This window comes from Psychromonas sp. KJ10-2 (assembly GCF_047323255.1).
Taxonomy (GTDB): Bacteria; Pseudomonadota; Gammaproteobacteria; order Enterobacterales; family Psychromonadaceae; genus Psychromonas.
Genome location: NZ_CP178827.1, coordinates 895,236 through 912,912 on the forward strand (window position 1 = coordinate 895,236; position 17,677 = coordinate 912,912).

The 17,677-nt window shown below is 37.1% G+C and carries 17 protein-coding genes and 2 pseudogenes; 6 read left to right on the forward strand and 13 right to left on the reverse strand.

The features are described 5' to 3' along the window. Positions 1-137: 137 nt before the first annotated feature. From ACLKL2_RS04325 to ACLKL2_RS04360, 8 genes are all read right to left on the reverse strand, one after another. Positions 138-737, reverse strand: a complete 600-nt coding sequence (locus tag ACLKL2_RS04325; RefSeq protein ID WP_413693510.1) for a YitT family protein — start codon at positions 735-737, stop codon at positions 138-140. Positions 738-1,042: 305 nt separating this feature from the next. Beyond that, entirely contained in the window at positions 1,043-1,510 is a 468-nt protein-coding gene (locus ACLKL2_RS04330) for a rhomboid family intramembrane serine protease (RefSeq protein WP_413693511.1), read from the reverse strand. Positions 1,511-1,566: 56 nt separating this feature from the next. Next, positions 1,567-2,130, reverse strand: coding sequence for a zf-TFIIB domain-containing protein (locus ACLKL2_RS04335; RefSeq protein WP_413693512.1), 564 nt, complete (start codon positions 2,128-2,130; stop codon positions 1,567-1,569). Positions 2,131-2,141: 11 nt separating this feature from the next. Then, positions 2,142-2,759, reverse strand: coding sequence for a hypothetical protein (locus tag ACLKL2_RS04340; protein ID WP_258546862.1), 618 nt, complete (start codon positions 2,757-2,759; stop codon positions 2,142-2,144). A gap of 258 nt (positions 2,760-3,017) precedes the next feature. Then, a complete protein-coding gene (locus ACLKL2_RS04345; protein WP_413693513.1) occupies positions 3,018-3,386 on the reverse strand; it encodes a VOC family protein in 369 nt (122 codons plus the stop codon). 33 nt (positions 3,387-3,419) lie between these two features. After that, positions 3,420-3,812: an SMU1112c/YaeR family gloxylase I-like metalloprotein gene (gene gloA2 / locus ACLKL2_RS04350; RefSeq protein ID WP_113818664.1), complete on the reverse strand. Its 393-nt coding sequence runs from the start codon at positions 3,810-3,812 to the stop codon at positions 3,420-3,422. A gap of 210 nt (positions 3,813-4,022) precedes the next feature. Continuing rightward, a complete protein-coding gene (locus ACLKL2_RS04355) occupies positions 4,023-4,985 on the reverse strand; it encodes an ornithine cyclodeaminase family protein (RefSeq protein WP_413693514.1) in 963 nt (320 codons plus the stop codon). 121 nt (positions 4,986-5,106) lie between these two features. Next, a complete protein-coding gene (locus ACLKL2_RS04360; RefSeq protein WP_413693515.1) occupies positions 5,107-5,976 on the reverse strand; it encodes a LysR family transcriptional regulator in 870 nt (289 codons plus the stop codon). Between the two features lie 126 nt (positions 5,977-6,102). Between ACLKL2_RS04360 and ACLKL2_RS04365 the strand changes: the two genes are divergently transcribed. The 5 genes and pseudogenes from ACLKL2_RS04365 (at position 6,103) to ACLKL2_RS04385 (ending at position 9,522) form a co-directional block, all read left to right on the forward strand. Then, positions 6,103-6,909: an ABC transporter substrate-binding protein gene (locus ACLKL2_RS04365; protein WP_413693516.1), complete on the forward strand. Its 807-nt coding sequence runs from the start codon at positions 6,103-6,105 to the stop codon at positions 6,907-6,909. A gap of 73 nt (positions 6,910-6,982) precedes the next feature. Beyond that, positions 6,983-7,591, forward strand: a pseudogene (locus tag ACLKL2_RS04370) (amino acid ABC transporter permease); the annotation flags it as partial. Between the two features lie 129 nt (positions 7,592-7,720). Beyond that, positions 7,721-8,479, forward strand: coding sequence for an amino acid ABC transporter ATP-binding protein (locus ACLKL2_RS04375; protein ID WP_413694247.1), 759 nt, complete (start codon positions 7,721-7,723; stop codon positions 8,477-8,479). 41 nt (positions 8,480-8,520) lie between these two features. Next, positions 8,521-9,164, forward strand: a pseudogene (locus ACLKL2_RS04380) (cysteine hydrolase family protein). Position 9,165: 1 nt separating this feature from the next. Then, a complete protein-coding gene (locus ACLKL2_RS04385) occupies positions 9,166-9,522 on the forward strand; it encodes a RidA family protein (protein ID WP_413693517.1) in 357 nt (118 codons plus the stop codon). Positions 9,523-9,646: 124 nt separating this feature from the next. Here the strand turns inward: ACLKL2_RS04385 and ACLKL2_RS04390 are convergent, their stop codons facing one another. The 3 genes from ACLKL2_RS04390 to ACLKL2_RS04400 all read right to left on the reverse strand — a co-directional run bounded on the left by ACLKL2_RS04390 (position 9,647) and on the right by ACLKL2_RS04400 (position 12,183). Then, complete coding sequence (locus ACLKL2_RS04390; RefSeq protein WP_413693518.1) at positions 9,647-10,237, reverse strand: AAA family ATPase; 591 nt, start codon at positions 10,235-10,237, stop codon at positions 9,647-9,649. Between the two features lie 153 nt (positions 10,238-10,390). Then, the gene (locus ACLKL2_RS04395; protein ID WP_413693519.1) at positions 10,391-11,551 is read right to left on the reverse strand and encodes an alpha/beta hydrolase; all 1,161 of its coding nucleotides are present in this window, start codon (positions 11,549-11,551) and stop codon (positions 10,391-10,393) included. A gap of 152 nt (positions 11,552-11,703) precedes the next feature. Further along, a complete protein-coding gene (locus ACLKL2_RS04400) occupies positions 11,704-12,183 on the reverse strand; it encodes a DUF1294 domain-containing protein (protein ID WP_413693520.1) in 480 nt (159 codons plus the stop codon). Positions 12,184-12,728: 545 nt separating this feature from the next. Here ACLKL2_RS04400 and ACLKL2_RS04405 point away from each other — a divergent pair. Continuing rightward, positions 12,729-13,946 (forward strand): MFS transporter, encoded by a 1,218-nt coding sequence (locus ACLKL2_RS04405; RefSeq protein ID WP_413693521.1) that lies wholly within the window; start codon positions 12,729-12,731, stop codon positions 13,944-13,946. Positions 13,947-14,144: 198 nt separating this feature from the next. Here the strand turns inward: ACLKL2_RS04405 and ACLKL2_RS04410 are convergent, their stop codons facing one another. Next, positions 14,145-15,455 (reverse strand): DUF2254 domain-containing protein, encoded by a 1,311-nt coding sequence (locus tag ACLKL2_RS04410; protein WP_413693522.1) that lies wholly within the window; start codon positions 15,453-15,455, stop codon positions 14,145-14,147. 703 nt (positions 15,456-16,158) lie between these two features. After that, on the reverse strand, positions 16,159-17,664 hold the full coding sequence (locus tag ACLKL2_RS04415) for a hypothetical protein (protein ID WP_413693523.1): 1,506 nt from the start codon (positions 17,662-17,664) through the stop codon (positions 16,159-16,161). Positions 17,665-17,677: the final 13 nt, after the last annotated feature.

A 17,677-nucleotide genomic window follows, 5' to 3' on the forward strand; every position in this document is an offset into this window, starting at 1 on the left:
AATTAGATGATAATTAGCGTTGTTGGATACAACACACGTGCAGATGATAAAGGTATATAAACAGAACAAAAATAAAACCCGTTAATCAAGCTAATCATAAACTATTGATTTTAAAAAATAGCACTTAACAAGTGTGCCTATTTACCACTATAGCGCCCTGGTTTATGGTTAATCACTAGGATTAAATTACATGCTGTTGCTCCTAATATAGAGAGTAAAATAGCGCACCAATCAACAATAAAAATAGCGAGTAACAACACGACAAAGTCCACTGACATTTGAAATTTACCGATGGGAATCTTGTATTTTTGATTTAAAAATTGCGCCAAAATCATTAATCCTCCCAAGCTTGCACCATGTCGAAATAACATCAATAAACCAAAGCCAATTAATAATCCACCTACCACCGCTGAATAGATAGGATCTAAAAAGCTCACCGTAATAAATGTAGGTGTAAACTCAACAAAAACAGATAATAATAAAACAGCTACAAAGGTCTTTAGCGTAAACTTCCACCCTAGCTGTTTATAAGAAAGTATATAAAACGGAAGATTAATAATAAAAAATATTTCACTAAAGCTAAATTGAGTTGCGTATTGTCCTAAAAAAGATAACCCAGCGGTACCACCAATTAATAAACCGGTTTTTTTAAACAACATTACCCCTAGTGAAGCTAATAACGTTGCAATAATGATTGCTTGCACATCTTCAATAAAACTATGTTTGTTACTTGGCATTTAGTTCCCTTCCTAACATTACGCAATACATACATTATTCAACACTGAATGTAGAGTTTATTCATCATAAACTCTACAGCGACAATCTCAAATAAGTTAGCAATAAATAAGCCAAATTCACGTTTTAAAAGTAATAGAGTCATCCCCCTTTTCTCAACTGCGGTGAGGTTCATTTTAGCTCATACAATACACGGATTAATGACAGAGGATGGATCAAAACAGTGCACTTAAGGTGGCTTGTTCATATAACAATTATATTAATGAACAGCGACAACCTATCTACAGGCTGTCGTTGTAGTTGATATTTAACGTTTTACTTTAACTTCATGACTGTTAAGAATAGCCAACAAAGGATTGGCAGCAAACACTTTCTTTTTAACCAATAAACCAATCGCAATACCTGCAATAAAACCGCCAATATGAGCCCAATAAGCTACGCCACCACCACTTTCATTTGCTAAATAAAGACCCAAAATATTAGTTAAAATCCAAAAGCCAAAGAAAATAACAGGGCTTACTTTTTTCTGGTAAACAATAATCATGAAAGTCAAACTTGCATGTCTGAACCATAATAAATACATACCAAACAAACCTGCAATCGCACCACTTGCGCCTACCATTGGAATCATTGAATTAGGATCAGCTAAAATCTGTGCAACAGCTGCACCAAGACCACACAAAGTGTAATAAAGAATAAATTTTCCACGGCCCAAAGTATCTTCTAAATTATCGCCAATAATATATAGGAAATACATATTCCCCACTAAATGCATTAATCCACCATGCATATACATATGTGTTAGTAGTGTCCACAGCTGTTGACCATGGCTCACTTGGTCAGAGTGCAAAGCAAAGTTATTGAATGCAAAATCTTCACTGCTGCCCCCAAACCATAGCTCATAAAAATTAACACATTGAAAACAAGTAATGCATAAGTCACCCATGGTGTTCTTTTGGGCTTTAAATTGTATTCCACTGGCATTTGAGACAAAAATTGAAATAGCCAAGTTCGCTTATGCACTGGTTTATCTAATTCTAACAACGCTTCAGCAATTGCAGGAGACTGACTCACTTTTTCAAGCTCATCATTATCTAACCAAACGCCATGGCAACCAGAACAAGCATCCACCTCTACTTTAAATCCAGACATTAAATGATATCGAGTTAACCTTTGATCACAGACATAGCAGTGGCGATCTGATTGGCCCAGTACCTCTCCGAGATTTTGCTCAAGCAAAACTTGGTCGTTATTATTATCTGCAATAGACAAGGCACCGTCTAATTCACCTAACTCTAGCCAGATTCCATGGCAGTCTTGGCATTGATCTACTTCTTGTTGATGGAACTCATATTTTCTCATTTTAGAGCTGTTACAACTTGGGCAGTTTTTCATTATTATCTTCCTTAATTATTGGCCAATGGGCCGACTTCAATACCAGCTGCAATCAGTTCTTTATGAAGTTGAGTATAATTATTGATTAAGTTTTTAAGAGCACCTTCACTTACTTTTTCATTAAGCTCCAGAAGCAAACCTGAACCATATTTTGGACCAAATTGATTATTTTCTATTTTTGTAATGATCAGCGCCGTTTCAGAGTTATAACGGCGAACGCCGGAGAGTATATTACTTGGTGTTTCTAATGCATTTGATGAGTACTTCATGTTGCCCCATACAAAATCATCAACCACAGGATGGTAAGCTTTTACATTATAAGGAGACTTCTCTTGCAGTAATTTAGCATAACTATCCAGTGTCTTAATATTGTCACTAAGCTCATCAGCTAAGGCATGTTGTAGATAAAAGTTCTTCTCTTTACTGTTTAAGTTTTCGAATAATAAAGCTTGCGATAAACCTTCTTGGGCAGCTAAATAAACACCTATTACTGTTGCTATTACCATAAAGATTTGACCGACCCAAAAGCCACTTTTTATTAAGTCAGAGTTATCAAAGCGAATTGCAGGTCGTTGTTTTTTATTGTTTTTCTCAGTAGACTCGGTTGTTTTTGGTGTATCAGGTTCCATGATGCCTATCTTCCATTTATGTATAGGTAGTATTAATGACGAGTTGGTATTAACCGTATATTTAATTTTTAATAATATCACATATTAATGATTTAATTAAATTTACCATATAAATTAATGATATATATTTGTAGCAAAAACAGTAAAAATAAAAAAAGGCGAGTGATTCTCAGGGTTAATTTAGGGATAAGTTGTCGTCATAGAAGCGTTTTGAACAAGGGCTCGACGTTAGCTTTAACTTAACTAACACATACCCTACTAAACAGAAGTCATTTCCATTATTTCGAGTCGATTACCAAAGGGGTCTCGAATATCAAATCTTTTGATACCTTCAATTTGTGTATTTTCATATATTTCAACGCCTAGTGCTTCAAATGTTCTGCGACATTGCTCGATATTATCTACATTATAAGCCACGTGCGCTCTAGAATTTGTTCTATGTGCATTATCCTCACAACCTAAATGAAGTTGCAATGATCCTAACTCAAACCAGAGACTATTTGTTGCTCTCAAACTCTCAGGTTGTATTAACTGCTTCAAACCTAATACACCACCATAAAATCTTTTGGCTTCTTCTTCACCACCAAACGGTATTGTCACTTGCACATGATTTATACTTTTTATCATTATTGCTCCCTCCCTAACCTTTATAGTGTAAAGTTAACCGCCTTCCCCTTCATAAATCTCCAAGGGTAATCCATCTGGGTCTTTACAAAATGTGAATGGTCGATGAGTCAATTCATCGACTCTGATAGCTTCAACATCAATACCCTTAGAAATTAAATACTCAACTGTTTGCACAACTGAATCAACGGTAAATGCTAAATGCCTTAATCCTAGCGCTTCAGGTTTTGTTAACCTTTCTGGCGGATCAGGAAATGAAAACAATTCGATTTGTCCGCCATCAGGTAATGATAAATCCAATTTATAAGATTGCCTTTCTGCACGATAATGCTCAGCAATCACTTGCAACCCAAGAATGTCAGTATAAAAATGCTTAGACCTTGAATAGTCTGAACAAATGATGGCAACATGATTAATTGACTTAAACAATCGATACTCCCAATAGAAAAAGAGAAAATTTACATCACTATTATTTTATAATCGATCAAAAACATAAAATACAAAGCAAATCATTAATCATAGAGCCATTAGTATTTTGAATATAATAGCGAATTAAAAGTAAAAAATAGAAAGGTCATTTGGTTATTAAACAAGTGATGTATGCGTGTGGCAGACACCACTTAAATAACAATATATCAGTTAATTAATATCTTGTTCGTTCATCAATTGAGTATAAATATGATAAGCGCTGGCTACATCTGCTAAAGCAGTACCTACTGATTTAAATAAAGTGGTCTGTTCAAGGCTTAATCGACCTAGTACATCCCCAGCACAAAGTTCTGCCAACTCACCTTTTACATGTGTTTTTTCTATTTTCCCTTCAGACATTGGGATCAATATTTCTCCAGCTTCATTAAACACATTAAGATAACTATCGGCGATAACATAAGACGTTTCTATGCTATAGGAATCACACTCTCGACAAGTAGGATGATGATTCCCAACCAAATCAATATGTGTCCCCTGTTTAACTGAGGCACCATCAAATACAGGAGTTGAGCTACCTGTTGCACAACTTATAATGTCCACATCAATCATCTCACCTTCATTTTTTTGATAAGGCAATACACACAGTTCTGGACGCACCTTTTTGATGCTTTCGATTGTGTTATGTATTTTTTGCAAGTCACGCCCACTAATATAAATAGTAGTAATGGGCCTCACACTAGCATGTGCTAAAGCCATATAAGGCGCTAATTCACCGGTTCCAAATAATAATAAGGTACTGGCATTTTCACGAGACATCAAACTAGAGGCGAGTGCGGAAATAGCAGCCGTTCGCCAATAAGTTAAACTTGTCCCATCAACTAAGGCTAACGGCGCACCGGTGTCCCTTGAAAACAATAAAACCTGTGCAGAAACAGTTAAACGTCCTTTTTCAGGATTTTGAGGGTAATGTGTAAATGATTTAACCCCTACTACATCTTGAGTCCAAGCCGGTAAAACAGCGAAAGTATTTTGCTTTTCTTCACTGCCGCCAGGAAACGAGTACATCTGTCTTTGTGGCATACCAAAATCATCACTAAAAGCTGATTTTAATGCTGGAATAAGTTTTTCAAAAGACAATATCTGTTGTACTTCTTGAGCACTAACTATTTTCATAACACCCCTTTTTAATGATCTTTACTGATAGTAATTGGTCAAAAATTGAAAGGTATTTTGATTTGAAATAAACAAAAAAGTCAATTTAAATTAACGATTAACTTTTTCAGGCAAGGCTAAATCAGCTATTTTCTACCATCCATTCAATAAATTCATCAATGAATAGATTCGATTTATTGGCTTTACTCACTGCAATACAATACCAGGCAGTAACGAGTGATTGTGAAGATACTTTAACTAACGCACCGGATTCAATTTCTTGTTTACAAATTATATCATCAGCTAAGAATAAGCCCTCCCCATCAAGTGCAGCTTCTAAAGCAAGTGACAAATCTGAATAAACATAACCATGCTTCCAGCTGTTACTATTAGGTAAATATTTATTAAACCATTGCATCCAAATCGTCCTACTGTTGTCATGAACTAACGGTACCTGTTCTATGTTATTAAGCAGTCGATCAGCGTTGTTTTGGTAGAAAGAGGAGGAGCAAGCAGGATAACAATCAATAGGGAGAAGCCGAGTTAACTCATACTTTTCTGTATTAAACCTTTCTTCAAAGTGAATAACAATATCAACTTCACTTGCATGATTAGGCTCCCAACCTAAATTCAGAGTGATTTTTGCATCTGGATTTAATTGTCGAAATTTAGCTAAACGAGGTCGCAACCATCGACTTGCCATCGCATGTTCAGCATTAATCACTAATGACTTTTGAGTCGCAATAAGAGATGTTTTTAAACAAGCTTCTGAAAGCAGTGTAAATGCTTGATTAACTTGAATACTTAAGCTTTCACCTGCGTCTGTTAGCTGAACTTTATTACCCAAGCGCTTAAATAATTTAACACCGAGCGACTCTTCAAGTACTCTAATTTGCTGACTAATAGCACTCTGGCTGACACATAACTCACGAGCAGCTTCCGCAAAACTTTCCCTTATAGATGCGCTATGAAAAGCTTTTAATGATGATAATGGGGGTAATCTCTGATTCATGTTTGAAGCATAAGTTTTACTTAAGCTTAGGTCAAGAATTAATCACTCTCACTCATTTATCTCAAATGCTACTGTTATTGGGTCTGTTAATGACACAAACCTAATTCATCACTAAGGAGAGAAGCTATGAAACATTCAAAAAGGACTTTTATCACTGGACTCACACTTACCATTCTTGGTCTAACTACATTCAGCAATACTATCTGCGCTGCTGAAACATTAACTGCAGGGAAATTATCTATAGGTATGGAGATGACCTACCCGCCTTTTGAATCCTATGAGGGAGATAAGGTGGTTGGCTTCGATCCCGATATGGCAGTGTTATTAGGGAAACAAATTGGGGCTGAAGTGAATTATGTTGAAACCAAGTTTTCAGGGCTAATGTTAGGGCTTAACGCCAATAAATATGACATTGTTATTTCAGGTATCTATGTTACACCAGAGAGACAAAAAAAGGCCTATGTGATTCCTTATGCCCGAACTGGCGCTGCGATAATGGTCGGAAAAGGTTCAAAATACCAACCTAGAACTGAAAAAGATTTATGTGGTATGACGGTGGGACTACAGCAAGGGACAACTTGGGTCACTGCATTGAATAAGTTATCCGACAGTTATTGTAAAGAGCAAGGCAAAGGAGAAATTAGGGTACGTGCTTTCCCATCAGCACCTGAAGTATCACAAGCATTAATGTCTAAAAATATTGAAGCACAAGTTGAAATATCTGGTGCTGCCAAAATAATCGTTAAAAAGTCTAAAGGACGTATTGAAATTAGTTCAGAAGATCTTATTTATCCTCAAACGCTTGGTATCTACGTCAATAAAAACAACCCAGCATTAAAAGATAGTTTACAACAAGCATTTGACACGATTAATTCCAATGGATCTTTTCCTGATCTATTAGAGAAATATGAACTCAACTCTGTTACTCAATAAATCATAACTACCACACCAACAAGGAGTAAGTAAAATGAGTATAGAGTGGGAATACTTTTTCTCTTTATTTTCAATGCCAAAATTTTGGGAAGCGAGCCTTATTGTAGTACTAATTAGCACCTTGTCTTGGTGTATAAGCTTGGTGTTAGGATTTTTAATTGCTTGTGCAAAAGCTTCCTCTTCTCGCTGGATAGCCTCACCTGCTAAAGTCTATATTTGGTTCTTTAGAAGTGTCCCACTGCTTGTTGTATTGGTGTTTGTTTACAACCTACCACAATTATTCCCATCCACAAGTAGTTACCTGAGTAGCCCTTTTATAGCTGGTTTAATTAGTTTGGTGATTACGGAAGCGGCTTACATGGCCGAAATCCACCGTAGTGGATTATTGTCTGTAGCTAAAGGTCAACGTGAGGCAGGCCATGCGCTGAATATCGGATTTATTGGCATCCAACGTTTGATTGTTATTCCACAATCATTTCGTATCTCATTACCAGCTTTGATTAACGAATATGTTTCAGTGATCAAGTTGAGTTCTTTAGTCTCAGTCATCTCACTCTCAGAGTTATTAATGACAGGGCAGAACTTATATGCACAAAACTTTCTGGTATTAGAGACGCTATTAGCCGTTGCTGTTTATTATGTACTTATCGTCACGGTTTTTGGCTCTATTTTGCAATGGCTAGAAAGGCATTTGGATGTTGTAGCACGTGATCCAGAGACTTTATCTGACGTTGAGAGTAAACAATTAAGAGAGACAGCTCAGCCGCTCCCTCTGAGACAGAACATCGCAATAGCAGGCTCTCCACCAGCCATGCAACTGATTGGTTTACATAAATCATATGGCCAACACCTAGTATTAAGAAATATTGATTTAACCATTAAAATGGGGGAAGTGGTCAGTGTAATTGGACCTTCCGGCTCTGGGAAAACAACACTAATTCGTACATTTAATTTACTGGAAGAGTTAGATACTGGTGAAATCATTTTATTCGGAGAAAATTACTTAACGGGCGGTATCGATGCTTCAACCGATAAGCGCTGTATTAAAGAAGGTATGCTGCGTATTGGTATGGTTTTTCAGGGCTTTAATTTATTTCCACATATGACCGTATTCGAAAACATCATGATGGCTCCGCGTTACCATGCAAAACAAACGGGTCAAAACACCAATAAACAACAAGCTTTATACTTATTAGATCGAGTCGGTTTATTATTGCATGCGAATAAATACCCGCATCAATTATCTGGAGGTCAGCAGCAGCGAGTCGCAATAGCACGCACTCTTGCCCTCTCCCCTGACATTATCTTGTTTGATGAACCAACATCAGCATTAGATCCTGAAATGGTAGGTGAAGTATTAAAAGTGATTCAAGACCTGGCAAAAGAAGGAATGACTATGGTGATTGTGACCCATGAAATGGATTTTGCTTTATCTGTTTCAGATCGTGTGGTGATGATGGAGCACGGTGTGATACAAGTGAATGAAAAACCAGAAAACATCCTAAATACAACCAATTCAACTGCAGCACAAATAAGAATGCGTGAATTTATGGGGCTCAACCCCTCGTAAATCCAATCAGCCAATATATAAGATTAATCAATGAGGTTTTTATGAGCACTAAGCAACAAACAAAACGAAAAATAATAGAAGGACGCCCAGCACTGATTGTTATCGACATTCAAACTGGCGCATTTATTCATCAAGATGTAAGAGCGATCGCACACATGCCTAATTACGCTGAACGCTTAACTAAATCTAGATTGGCGATTGATAGAGCACGAGAGTCTGGCATTCCCGTTATATTCATACAAGAGGTGCATAGACCTGATCACATAGATTTTGGACGCGAGCTAGATGGAAGTGAAGATGTTCATTGTATTGAAGGCAACCCTAATACAGAAATTGCTGCGGATATTACCGGCTTTAGAAAGGATGACTATTTAATTAAAAAACGTCGTTACTCGGCTTTTTCGGAACAGACTTTGAAATCTTATTAAAAGGGTTAAAGATCGATACCTTAATACTGTGTGGTGGGCTGACTGATGTATGTGTTCATTACACTTTTTCTGACGGTCATCAATCTGATTATTTTTGTCGTGTTATTGAAGATTGTGTTGCCGGCTCAAGTACTCAAGCACATAACGCAGCATTGAATGCAATGGAATACCTTCAAACTGGCGCTCGTCGTAACTTAGACGAAATACTTGAAACTTTTAATCAATATAAACCAGCCTTTCAAAAAATAGGAGCATAAAATGAGCATAACTTATCATCAAAGTAACCCACGCATGAGTGAATTAGTCGTACATGGCAATACCATCTATAGTGCAGGTCAAGTCGCAAACGACTATCAAGCGAATATGACTTCGCAAACTCAGCAAATATTAAGCAATATAGAAAACTTATTAGCTACTGTTGGTGCCACAAAAGAGCATATTTTATCAGTACAAATTTGGGTATCAGATATGAGTGAGTTTAGTCAATTAAACAAAGTATGGGATGAATGGGTAACACCAGGCCACCAACCGGCACGAGCCTGCGTAGAGTGCAAACTAGCGAATCCAGACTGGAAAGTAGAAATGATGTTTATTGCTGGAATACCAACAAATTGATAATAAATTAGCGCTGCCTTTTAAAATAAACAGGTTAGATAACATCAATTACCTAACCTGTGCAGACTTATTAATACTGTCTCTGTTTCTTTAGTTATATGAGAATGAAAGGTCTGAAAATCAGCTACCGTTTTTGTTCTAATATTGAAACAAGATCTTTCAATGAGTTTTCATATTCTTCTTGATTGGAATTCTTAAAGAGTAATAGATCATCAACAATATCTGGGTTATCGATACTCGTAGGGATTGAAAAATCAACGTCTTTAATATACTCGTCCCAGTTTTCGAGCTTCCAAGTATCTCTTAATGAGTTTCTTTCTATCATACGACTTTTAACCACATCCACATCAGTCATCACCCAGACAACCGTCAAACGCGCGTCTTTTTCGATGAGTTGATTTTTTAAATTATCAATAAATGCAGTGTCTCTAATTTCACGGGTGAATGGCGCGTTAATTAATACAATATCGTCGTACTCTAGCGCTTCCATCGCTAAAGCTAACACCGCGTCATACTCGTAATTACGAATATGCTCCTCAAAAAAATCAGAGCTTCGGTTGACTTCTTCATTCATCACCTTGAAAATCTGATGTGATAGCACGATCAATGTATCTTTATCTAAATACACAACATGCTTCAATGCTTTAGCTAACTTTTTAGAAATGTAGGTTTTGCCACTGGCTGGCGGTGACGTGACTAAAATAAGTCTTTTCATTATTCATCCTTAATAATACAAGCGATTTAAGATGAAATGAGCCAATTTTTTGGCTCAGTTCACTTTCAAGTGTTCCAGTGTTCACTGGATTAGCGATCTAAAATATAACAACTAGCTTTCCAAAAATAATTACATTTGAATAGTTACATTTGATTATTTATTTTCCATTACGCGATCCAGCTCGGCCATACTTTGCTCAAAGTAAGGATTGTAAGTTAAGCGTGCCAATGCTTTACCTTCCACATGCCAACCGTAAGAAGAAAACCAAATATCTTTGCCTGCTTCACAGGCTTTTTGTTGTTCCTCAGACTGGCCGTTATTACAAATAATAATGTTCGCCTTTTGACCATACTCTGTATTATCAGGTGAATATAATAATCCCATATGAGAGCCGTTCACGATATTTAAATCAGAACGGTCCATGCTAAAACGCGTGCTTTGTGAAGTAGAGAGGTCTTGCTCTCCCAACCACACTAAGTGATTGCGTGGATTGATAAATTGTTGTTCGAATACAGCAATAGGAAATGCCCTATCAATGACACGATCACCTTCACTCATCATCATAAACACTGGTTGCTGATAAGTGATGCCTTGCAGATCTTCTTGTACTGTTGCAGCAGTATCGTAATAAACAGCTGCGCCATGCATAGGTAAAGAGTTATAACGAATGTAATTGGTTTCAGGATCTTGATCAGCCCATGTTACAAAGTAACTGGCTAAACTAGCCCATTTCACCACCGACTTTTCTGGCTTAAAAGCAGGCGAAAACAACAATAACCCAGCGATGCCATCATCATTTAATGCTTCAGATGTTACCAAGTTTGCTCCAGTAGAATAGCCTCCCAGCCACAGTTTATTCGCCTTAGCTTTTAATAACTCGATATGATGGTGCACCACACCTTGCCAATCTGCTAAATTCGGTAACATTAAGTCGCCTGATTTACTTCCATGACCAGGTAATAAAACGGTTCTTACCAAATACCCTTTCGACACTAAATGATCAGCAATATCGATAAATGAATACGGAGAATCACCTAAGCCATGTACTAAAAGCACCGCATCGCCATTTGGGTTTTCAGGAATCAATTCGAAAGGTAAATTAGCGCGTAACTCTTTTTCAACATCATTAGTTTTAAAAACGCGATGCGTTAACAACCACGCTCTTGTCTCACTAATATATTGCTCAAAGGTATCTTGTGAGTAACTAGGTAAAGCATCGGCGACTTGATAATTTGGGTTAAGATTAGCTTGGCTGCAGGCAGTCAGTAACACAACCGAGCTCAGAATAGCATGACGTAAGAATAATGAAATCAAGTTAAGATCCTATTAAAAATTTTATGATAAGAGCAGAATAGTAGGTGTTATTTACTCACAATAATAACTACTGATATTTAGTAATTTTTATCTACGTATTAAACACACGTTTAGATCGAAAATGCGTAACCACCTATAAACTTATCAGCGACTTAGTAACGGTAAAGTAACGGTAAAATAACGTTATTTGTAAAATGAACGCCGCTTCCTGTGTGTAACCAGAAGAAACCACCTAAATTTAATAACACAGTAAACCAGAACATATTTTTAAATTCTTTCTTGCTGGATTTATGACGTAATTTATTCTGGGCAAGAAAAGCGCCAGGCCAGCCACCTATCAAAGAAAGCAGGTGTAAAGTGCTTTCTTTGGTTCTCCAACGACCATTTTGAGCCGCTGATTTATCAATAGCATAAGCCATATAGGTGACCACACTCATTAATAAATATATAGCTGAGATAAGCCACACCAGCTTTCCAGTAAAGGTTGAGAATAATAACCCGACAATAAAAAGACCAGTAACTAGATGACCAAACTTACGTCGACTAGTGGTCGAACTTTGTTTATGAGAAGCTTTTACATCGCGACTAAATTTAATATTTTCAGCTTTACCTCGATTATTATTATCTCGCACTACATCATAGATAATAAGATCGCCATTAACCGGACGTCTAGAGCGAGGTTTGAAGGCTTTAATATGAACAAAAATACGTTCCCCCCTCCATTTGGCTCAACAAAACCAAACCCTTTATCATCATTCCAATTTAATACTTTACCTTGTAGCCTCATATTCCCTCTTAAGTGAATAGTCTAATCATTATGCAGTAAACTCGATGCGGCTAAAGTGATAGATAAAACTTGAAGAAAGCTCTTAAAAATCTATCAAATGACCCTATTTTGCACCAGCATAAAATTATAACCAATTATTTATAAAATCAACTTTATAGTTTTTGATGAATTTAATCAAACAGTTAACTCCTCTGTTTTAATAATGCTTGAGTCCTCTTCACAACATATACCAGTCACTAAAATAATGCTCTCCTCATTAATCCTCTTATCTTTTATTATTTGATAGCATTACATTCTATCTATTAGCACGTTATGATGGATAAATAGTGCTTTCAAACTCACTGCCATCACTCTGTTATCTTTTTATCAAAATTTCGAGGTTAACTTACTTTGTCTAATCCCAAAAGTGATCACAAGGATCAAGCTTCTCCGAAAACCCTCTCCTTAAAGCCCAATAATTTATTAGTGTATGTGATGGCCGTTGCTTGCGGTATGGCGGTGGCAAACCTTTATTACGCACAACCTTTACTGCATACATTAGCCCAGGTATTTGGTACTTCTATCGGTACTACTGGTCTGATTATTACCATGACGCAGTTAGGTTATGTAATGGGTTTGGTGTTAATCGTGCCTCTCGGAGATCTACTTGAACGACGTCGCTTAATTACTATTGTGACTGCAGGTACTGCCATTGGCTTAGCTGGTGCAGCAATGTCCACTAGTATTGGTATATTTCTATTATCCTGTTTGGCCATTGGACTAACCGCAGTTGCAGCGCAAGTGTTAGTGCCCTTTGCCGCTGTTTTAGCGGAAGAAGGACAACGTGGTGCTGTGATTGGGCGTGTGATGTCAGGCTTATTATTGGGCATTTTATTAGCAAGAACTGTGTCGGGTGTGATAGCTGATGCTTATGGATGGCAAGCGGTTTTTTGGTTTGCTACTTTTAGCATGCTAGTTCAAACAGCCGTGTTATGGAAAATGCTTCCTGAAAGTCGCGGTGAAATGCGCTTAACTTATCCTGCATTAATAGGCTCAATACTTCACTTATTACGTGATGAACCTTTGTTAATACGTCGAATTGTGTATGGCACACTCGGCTTTGCTGCCTTTAGTGTATTTTGGACCTCCTTAGCGTTTTTGCTTGCACGCCCTCCTTACAATTACAGTGATTCCTTGATTGGATTATTCGGCTTATTGGGTGCAGCAGGTGCTTTAAGTGCTAGTTTTGCGGGTAAACTGCATGATAAGGGGTATACCCGTATGGGAACAGGGTTATTGCTGTCATTGATCATGATTGCTTTTACCATCATGGGCTTATTCAGCACACACCTTATTGCGATCATCATAGGCGTGATCTTGCTAGATGTTGGTCAGCAAGGCTCTCACATCTTAAATCAAAGTGTTATTTATACATTAAACCCAGCCGCAAGAAGCCGAATTACAACAGCTTACATGACCAGCTTTTTCTTCGGAGGCGTAGTGGGATCTGCGTCATCCGGATATGTCTATGAGATGGGCGGTTGGACTGGGGTTTCTTGGTTGGGCGGCGCTTTTGGGGCGATTGCATTTTTATATTGGTTAACAGATTTTAGAACAAAGGCAAAATAGTCGACTCATTAATCAGTGTATGAATAAAATTAACTTAGAGAACCCATAATGTTAAACGGAGAACAGGCGGCAAGGTTAGCTTCAATCTAGCTGCACAAACCTGTTCATTGTTTAAAATTTAATGTTTGATTAAATTATTCATACACTCCAATAGGCATTGGATCTGTTATAAAGGTAGATGAGCATGTCGAGACCAAGCTATATAAAACGCTTGCAGTCTAGACTTCCCCTATTTAAAGCTCCCCCTTTGCTTGCTGCCTGCTTAACTGCAACTAAATCCTCTTCTATTTCAAGTGCACTACATGCTCTCTTCAACGCTAAGTCTTTGTGATATCGAGCAGTTTTACGAATATCATCATTATTAAGTGACTCAAGAGAGTTAAGTGCCTTTTGTAAGCGTACACACACCTCTATACTACCCGCTCCATCACGAGCGATAGCTGTAAAAGCGTCTTCAAACATATCTGACACTAACACCTCTGGTACGGCTACACGATCAAATTCAACTTGGTTTTTACTTTGAATTTTGGAAGGAGAATTAAGAATAGAGAGCAAACGCACTAATGTGCCAATTACTTTTATCGCCGTTCCAGGATCGTTTACTGCAGGAGATAAAGCGCGAGCTGCAATTTCAGACAATGCAACCAAGCCAAATCGAGGATCATCTTCAAAGGTCCGATCTTTTCCAATATGAAAGGCGTCGATTAAACATGCGCAGTCTAATTCCGACCACTCATCTGATGAAATAGTAACGTAAGCCAACGCCTGATCGGGGGATACAAATGTACCAGGCAAAGCCGATAAAACGACTGACACGTCTGCATCATTTGCCCAGTCTTGGATTACCGCCATATCAATATGCTGAACATAGCCAATTTTAGCTGTATGCACAGCTTGGCCTTTAATAGGTGAACCTAAAATAGACACCCCACCAAGTGTAGGCTTGTCTCTTCTTCTAATCAGCGCTTTTTCTGTTGCACTTTCAACTTTATCAATGGTTGAACCGACTCTTCCCAAACGTGCAATACTGTCTACCCACCTTACAAAGGTCAAAATCACCACGGCGAAGACAAACACCGTCAAAACAAAAAGCACAAACAATCCCGCTTTATCATAAAAAGTGTTTTTTACAGCGGTAATTGCCACGACACTAAAAATGAAGGCGCCAACAAAGGTAGATAGTGCATTCTGCGATACGTCATCGGCAACGACTAACGAGAAAGATCGAGGCGTCGCAGAGTTACTCGCCGCCGCATAGGCAGCAACCATAGATGATACAGACAGTGTTGCGATCACCAACATGCTAGAAGCCATAATAGAAAGCAAGGTTTCAACTGAGTCCTTTTCAACTAAAGGTGCAAGATTAGCTAACTCAGTACCATCTATAAACTTCGCTGCAAAGACCACAACAACCGACAATAAACAGATCACTAATGGTCTCACCCAAAGTCGTTCAGCAAAACGACTGAATAAAAATCGAAGGCGATCTAACGAAATGAATGAAGTCATGATAGTCCCTTATATATGCCTAGGTAAGCTGACATTCTGATTTATAGGCTGATTACATAATAATAAAACCACACTAATTCACATCTACTTGAGATTCAAATAGATTGTGTTTATAAACCATGGCTTTCATCGTTCCTATTCAAATTGCACAATGAATATCATGGATGCACCTCTAAATGGGCACGACGAATAATAAGCAAGTCAGTAAATAGCGATAAGGAGGAGAAGATAACGTGATGGGTCTCTAGGCAATTATCAAGCAAGAAAATTAATTTTATATAAAACTTTCAATGATGGTTTCTACTGTGATTAATAAAGTAGCTAAACCCCATCTTACGTAAAGTATTGGGGATTTTGCTCACAAGATTAACCTAACCTATATAATACCAGTCACACTAAGTAAATGATCTATTTTATTTGTTAAAATAACTGACTCCTTCGTTGTCATTTTCGTCAATAGAACAACTATTAAAGCACTAACATCTTTTGGTAAATTCTCCGATAGGCTATTAACGAAGTTAATCGTCGAAAGGCTTAAATTACACCTTGAACTAAGCCATTTTTCCTGCGCAAAATTGAGAGCACTTATTTAATGCAATTGCTATAACATCGTTTGAGCAGCCCCAAAAAATACAGGCTCTGTAAAAAAATAGATACTGTTGTCATCAAGTGAGACAGCAACAATATCTATTAATGGTTTTATTTACCAATCAATACCTAAATAAATAGCATCATAAGCAGCATCATCTTCTGCTTCATCTGCTGAACCAAATTGATCAATACCTATTTCTACTTTAATTGATAGATAATCGTTACTAGGAATTATCGATAATGGTATCGTTAAAGTAACAGTATCATCTAGGATCGTATATTCATAAACATTACTATCTACCTCACTCCCCTCAGTATATTCTCCATTTTCCCAAATATCTTGGTCTAACCATGCTTCGCCAGATTTGCTAAACCCAAAGTCAAAATATTGGTTTATTCCGATCCAAAATACATTATTATAATTGTTCGGAGCAGATGAATTAAGCGCAGTTAAAATATTACCAGCTGCATTGACTGTAATAATAAGGTTATCACCATCTTCTATTGCAGTAACACTTTCTAATTCAAAACCTGAATACCCTGAATTAGTAGAATCATTACTACTATCCACTATTGTAATTCCGTCTGATAATCCTGAATATAACGTAGCTTTAAATGCAGATAAGTTAGTGTACAAAATTATTTTTTCATCTGTTTGGTCGTCTAAATTTGTTAATGTTGTATTGTAGGCATTATCATTTTCTGTATCGATTGATAACTCCTGGTCATCACCGATCATTAAATTGCCGCTATCTATAGTAAGTGTAAGAGGCTCCTCATTTGATTCTTCTGAATTGATAAGGCTAGTTGCCATTAAACTGGTTCCATCTTCGTTAAAAACCAATTCAAAAAAGTCACTGGTATACCAAGTTTGTCCACTAATGAGTTCAGTGGTAAACAATACTGTATCGGCTTCTTCATCCTCACAATCAGTACCAGAATATAGTACTAAATCACTGCAATATACCACTTCACCATCAATAATCAGGTTATCAATTTCTAAATCTTCAAGCTCAGTAAGCTGTTGAATATCGGAATTAAATTCAGTTAATGTCATATCACTAATAGATGAATCATTTAATCTTAAACGTTTCAAGCTACTGAATTCACTTATGGAAAAATGACTAATATTACCATTCTCTAAATAGAGTCTTTCAAGCTTTCCTGGCGTAAGGTTGTCATCGATGTTACTAAGATCAAAATCAATCTTTTTCTCTTGATCAGTAATATAGGTGCCTATAGATAACCTGATTAAATTAGGAGTATTAAGATTATCAAAAAGGTTTGAATAATTGCTAAAATTGATATCCCTTAAACGTAAAACCTCTAAATTACTCCCTACATTTGTAGCAATATTTAAAAGATCGTCGTCACTTAAGGTTGTTTGAGAAAGACCTAACTGAGTTAGTTGTGATAGATTCAACCCTGCGGTTATCATGTCGTCAAGGTTAAATTCTACTAAAGCCGCTACTTGCTCTTCATAGGAAGAAGCATTACTCGTAGTATTATTCCAACTAAGATCTAACTTTTCGAGGTGTTGCCAAGTATTCATGCTTAATGAACTTAAATCATCAACGGTTGCAGAATCTGAAATGACTAACCTTTCTAAATTAGGCATATCAATAATCGCG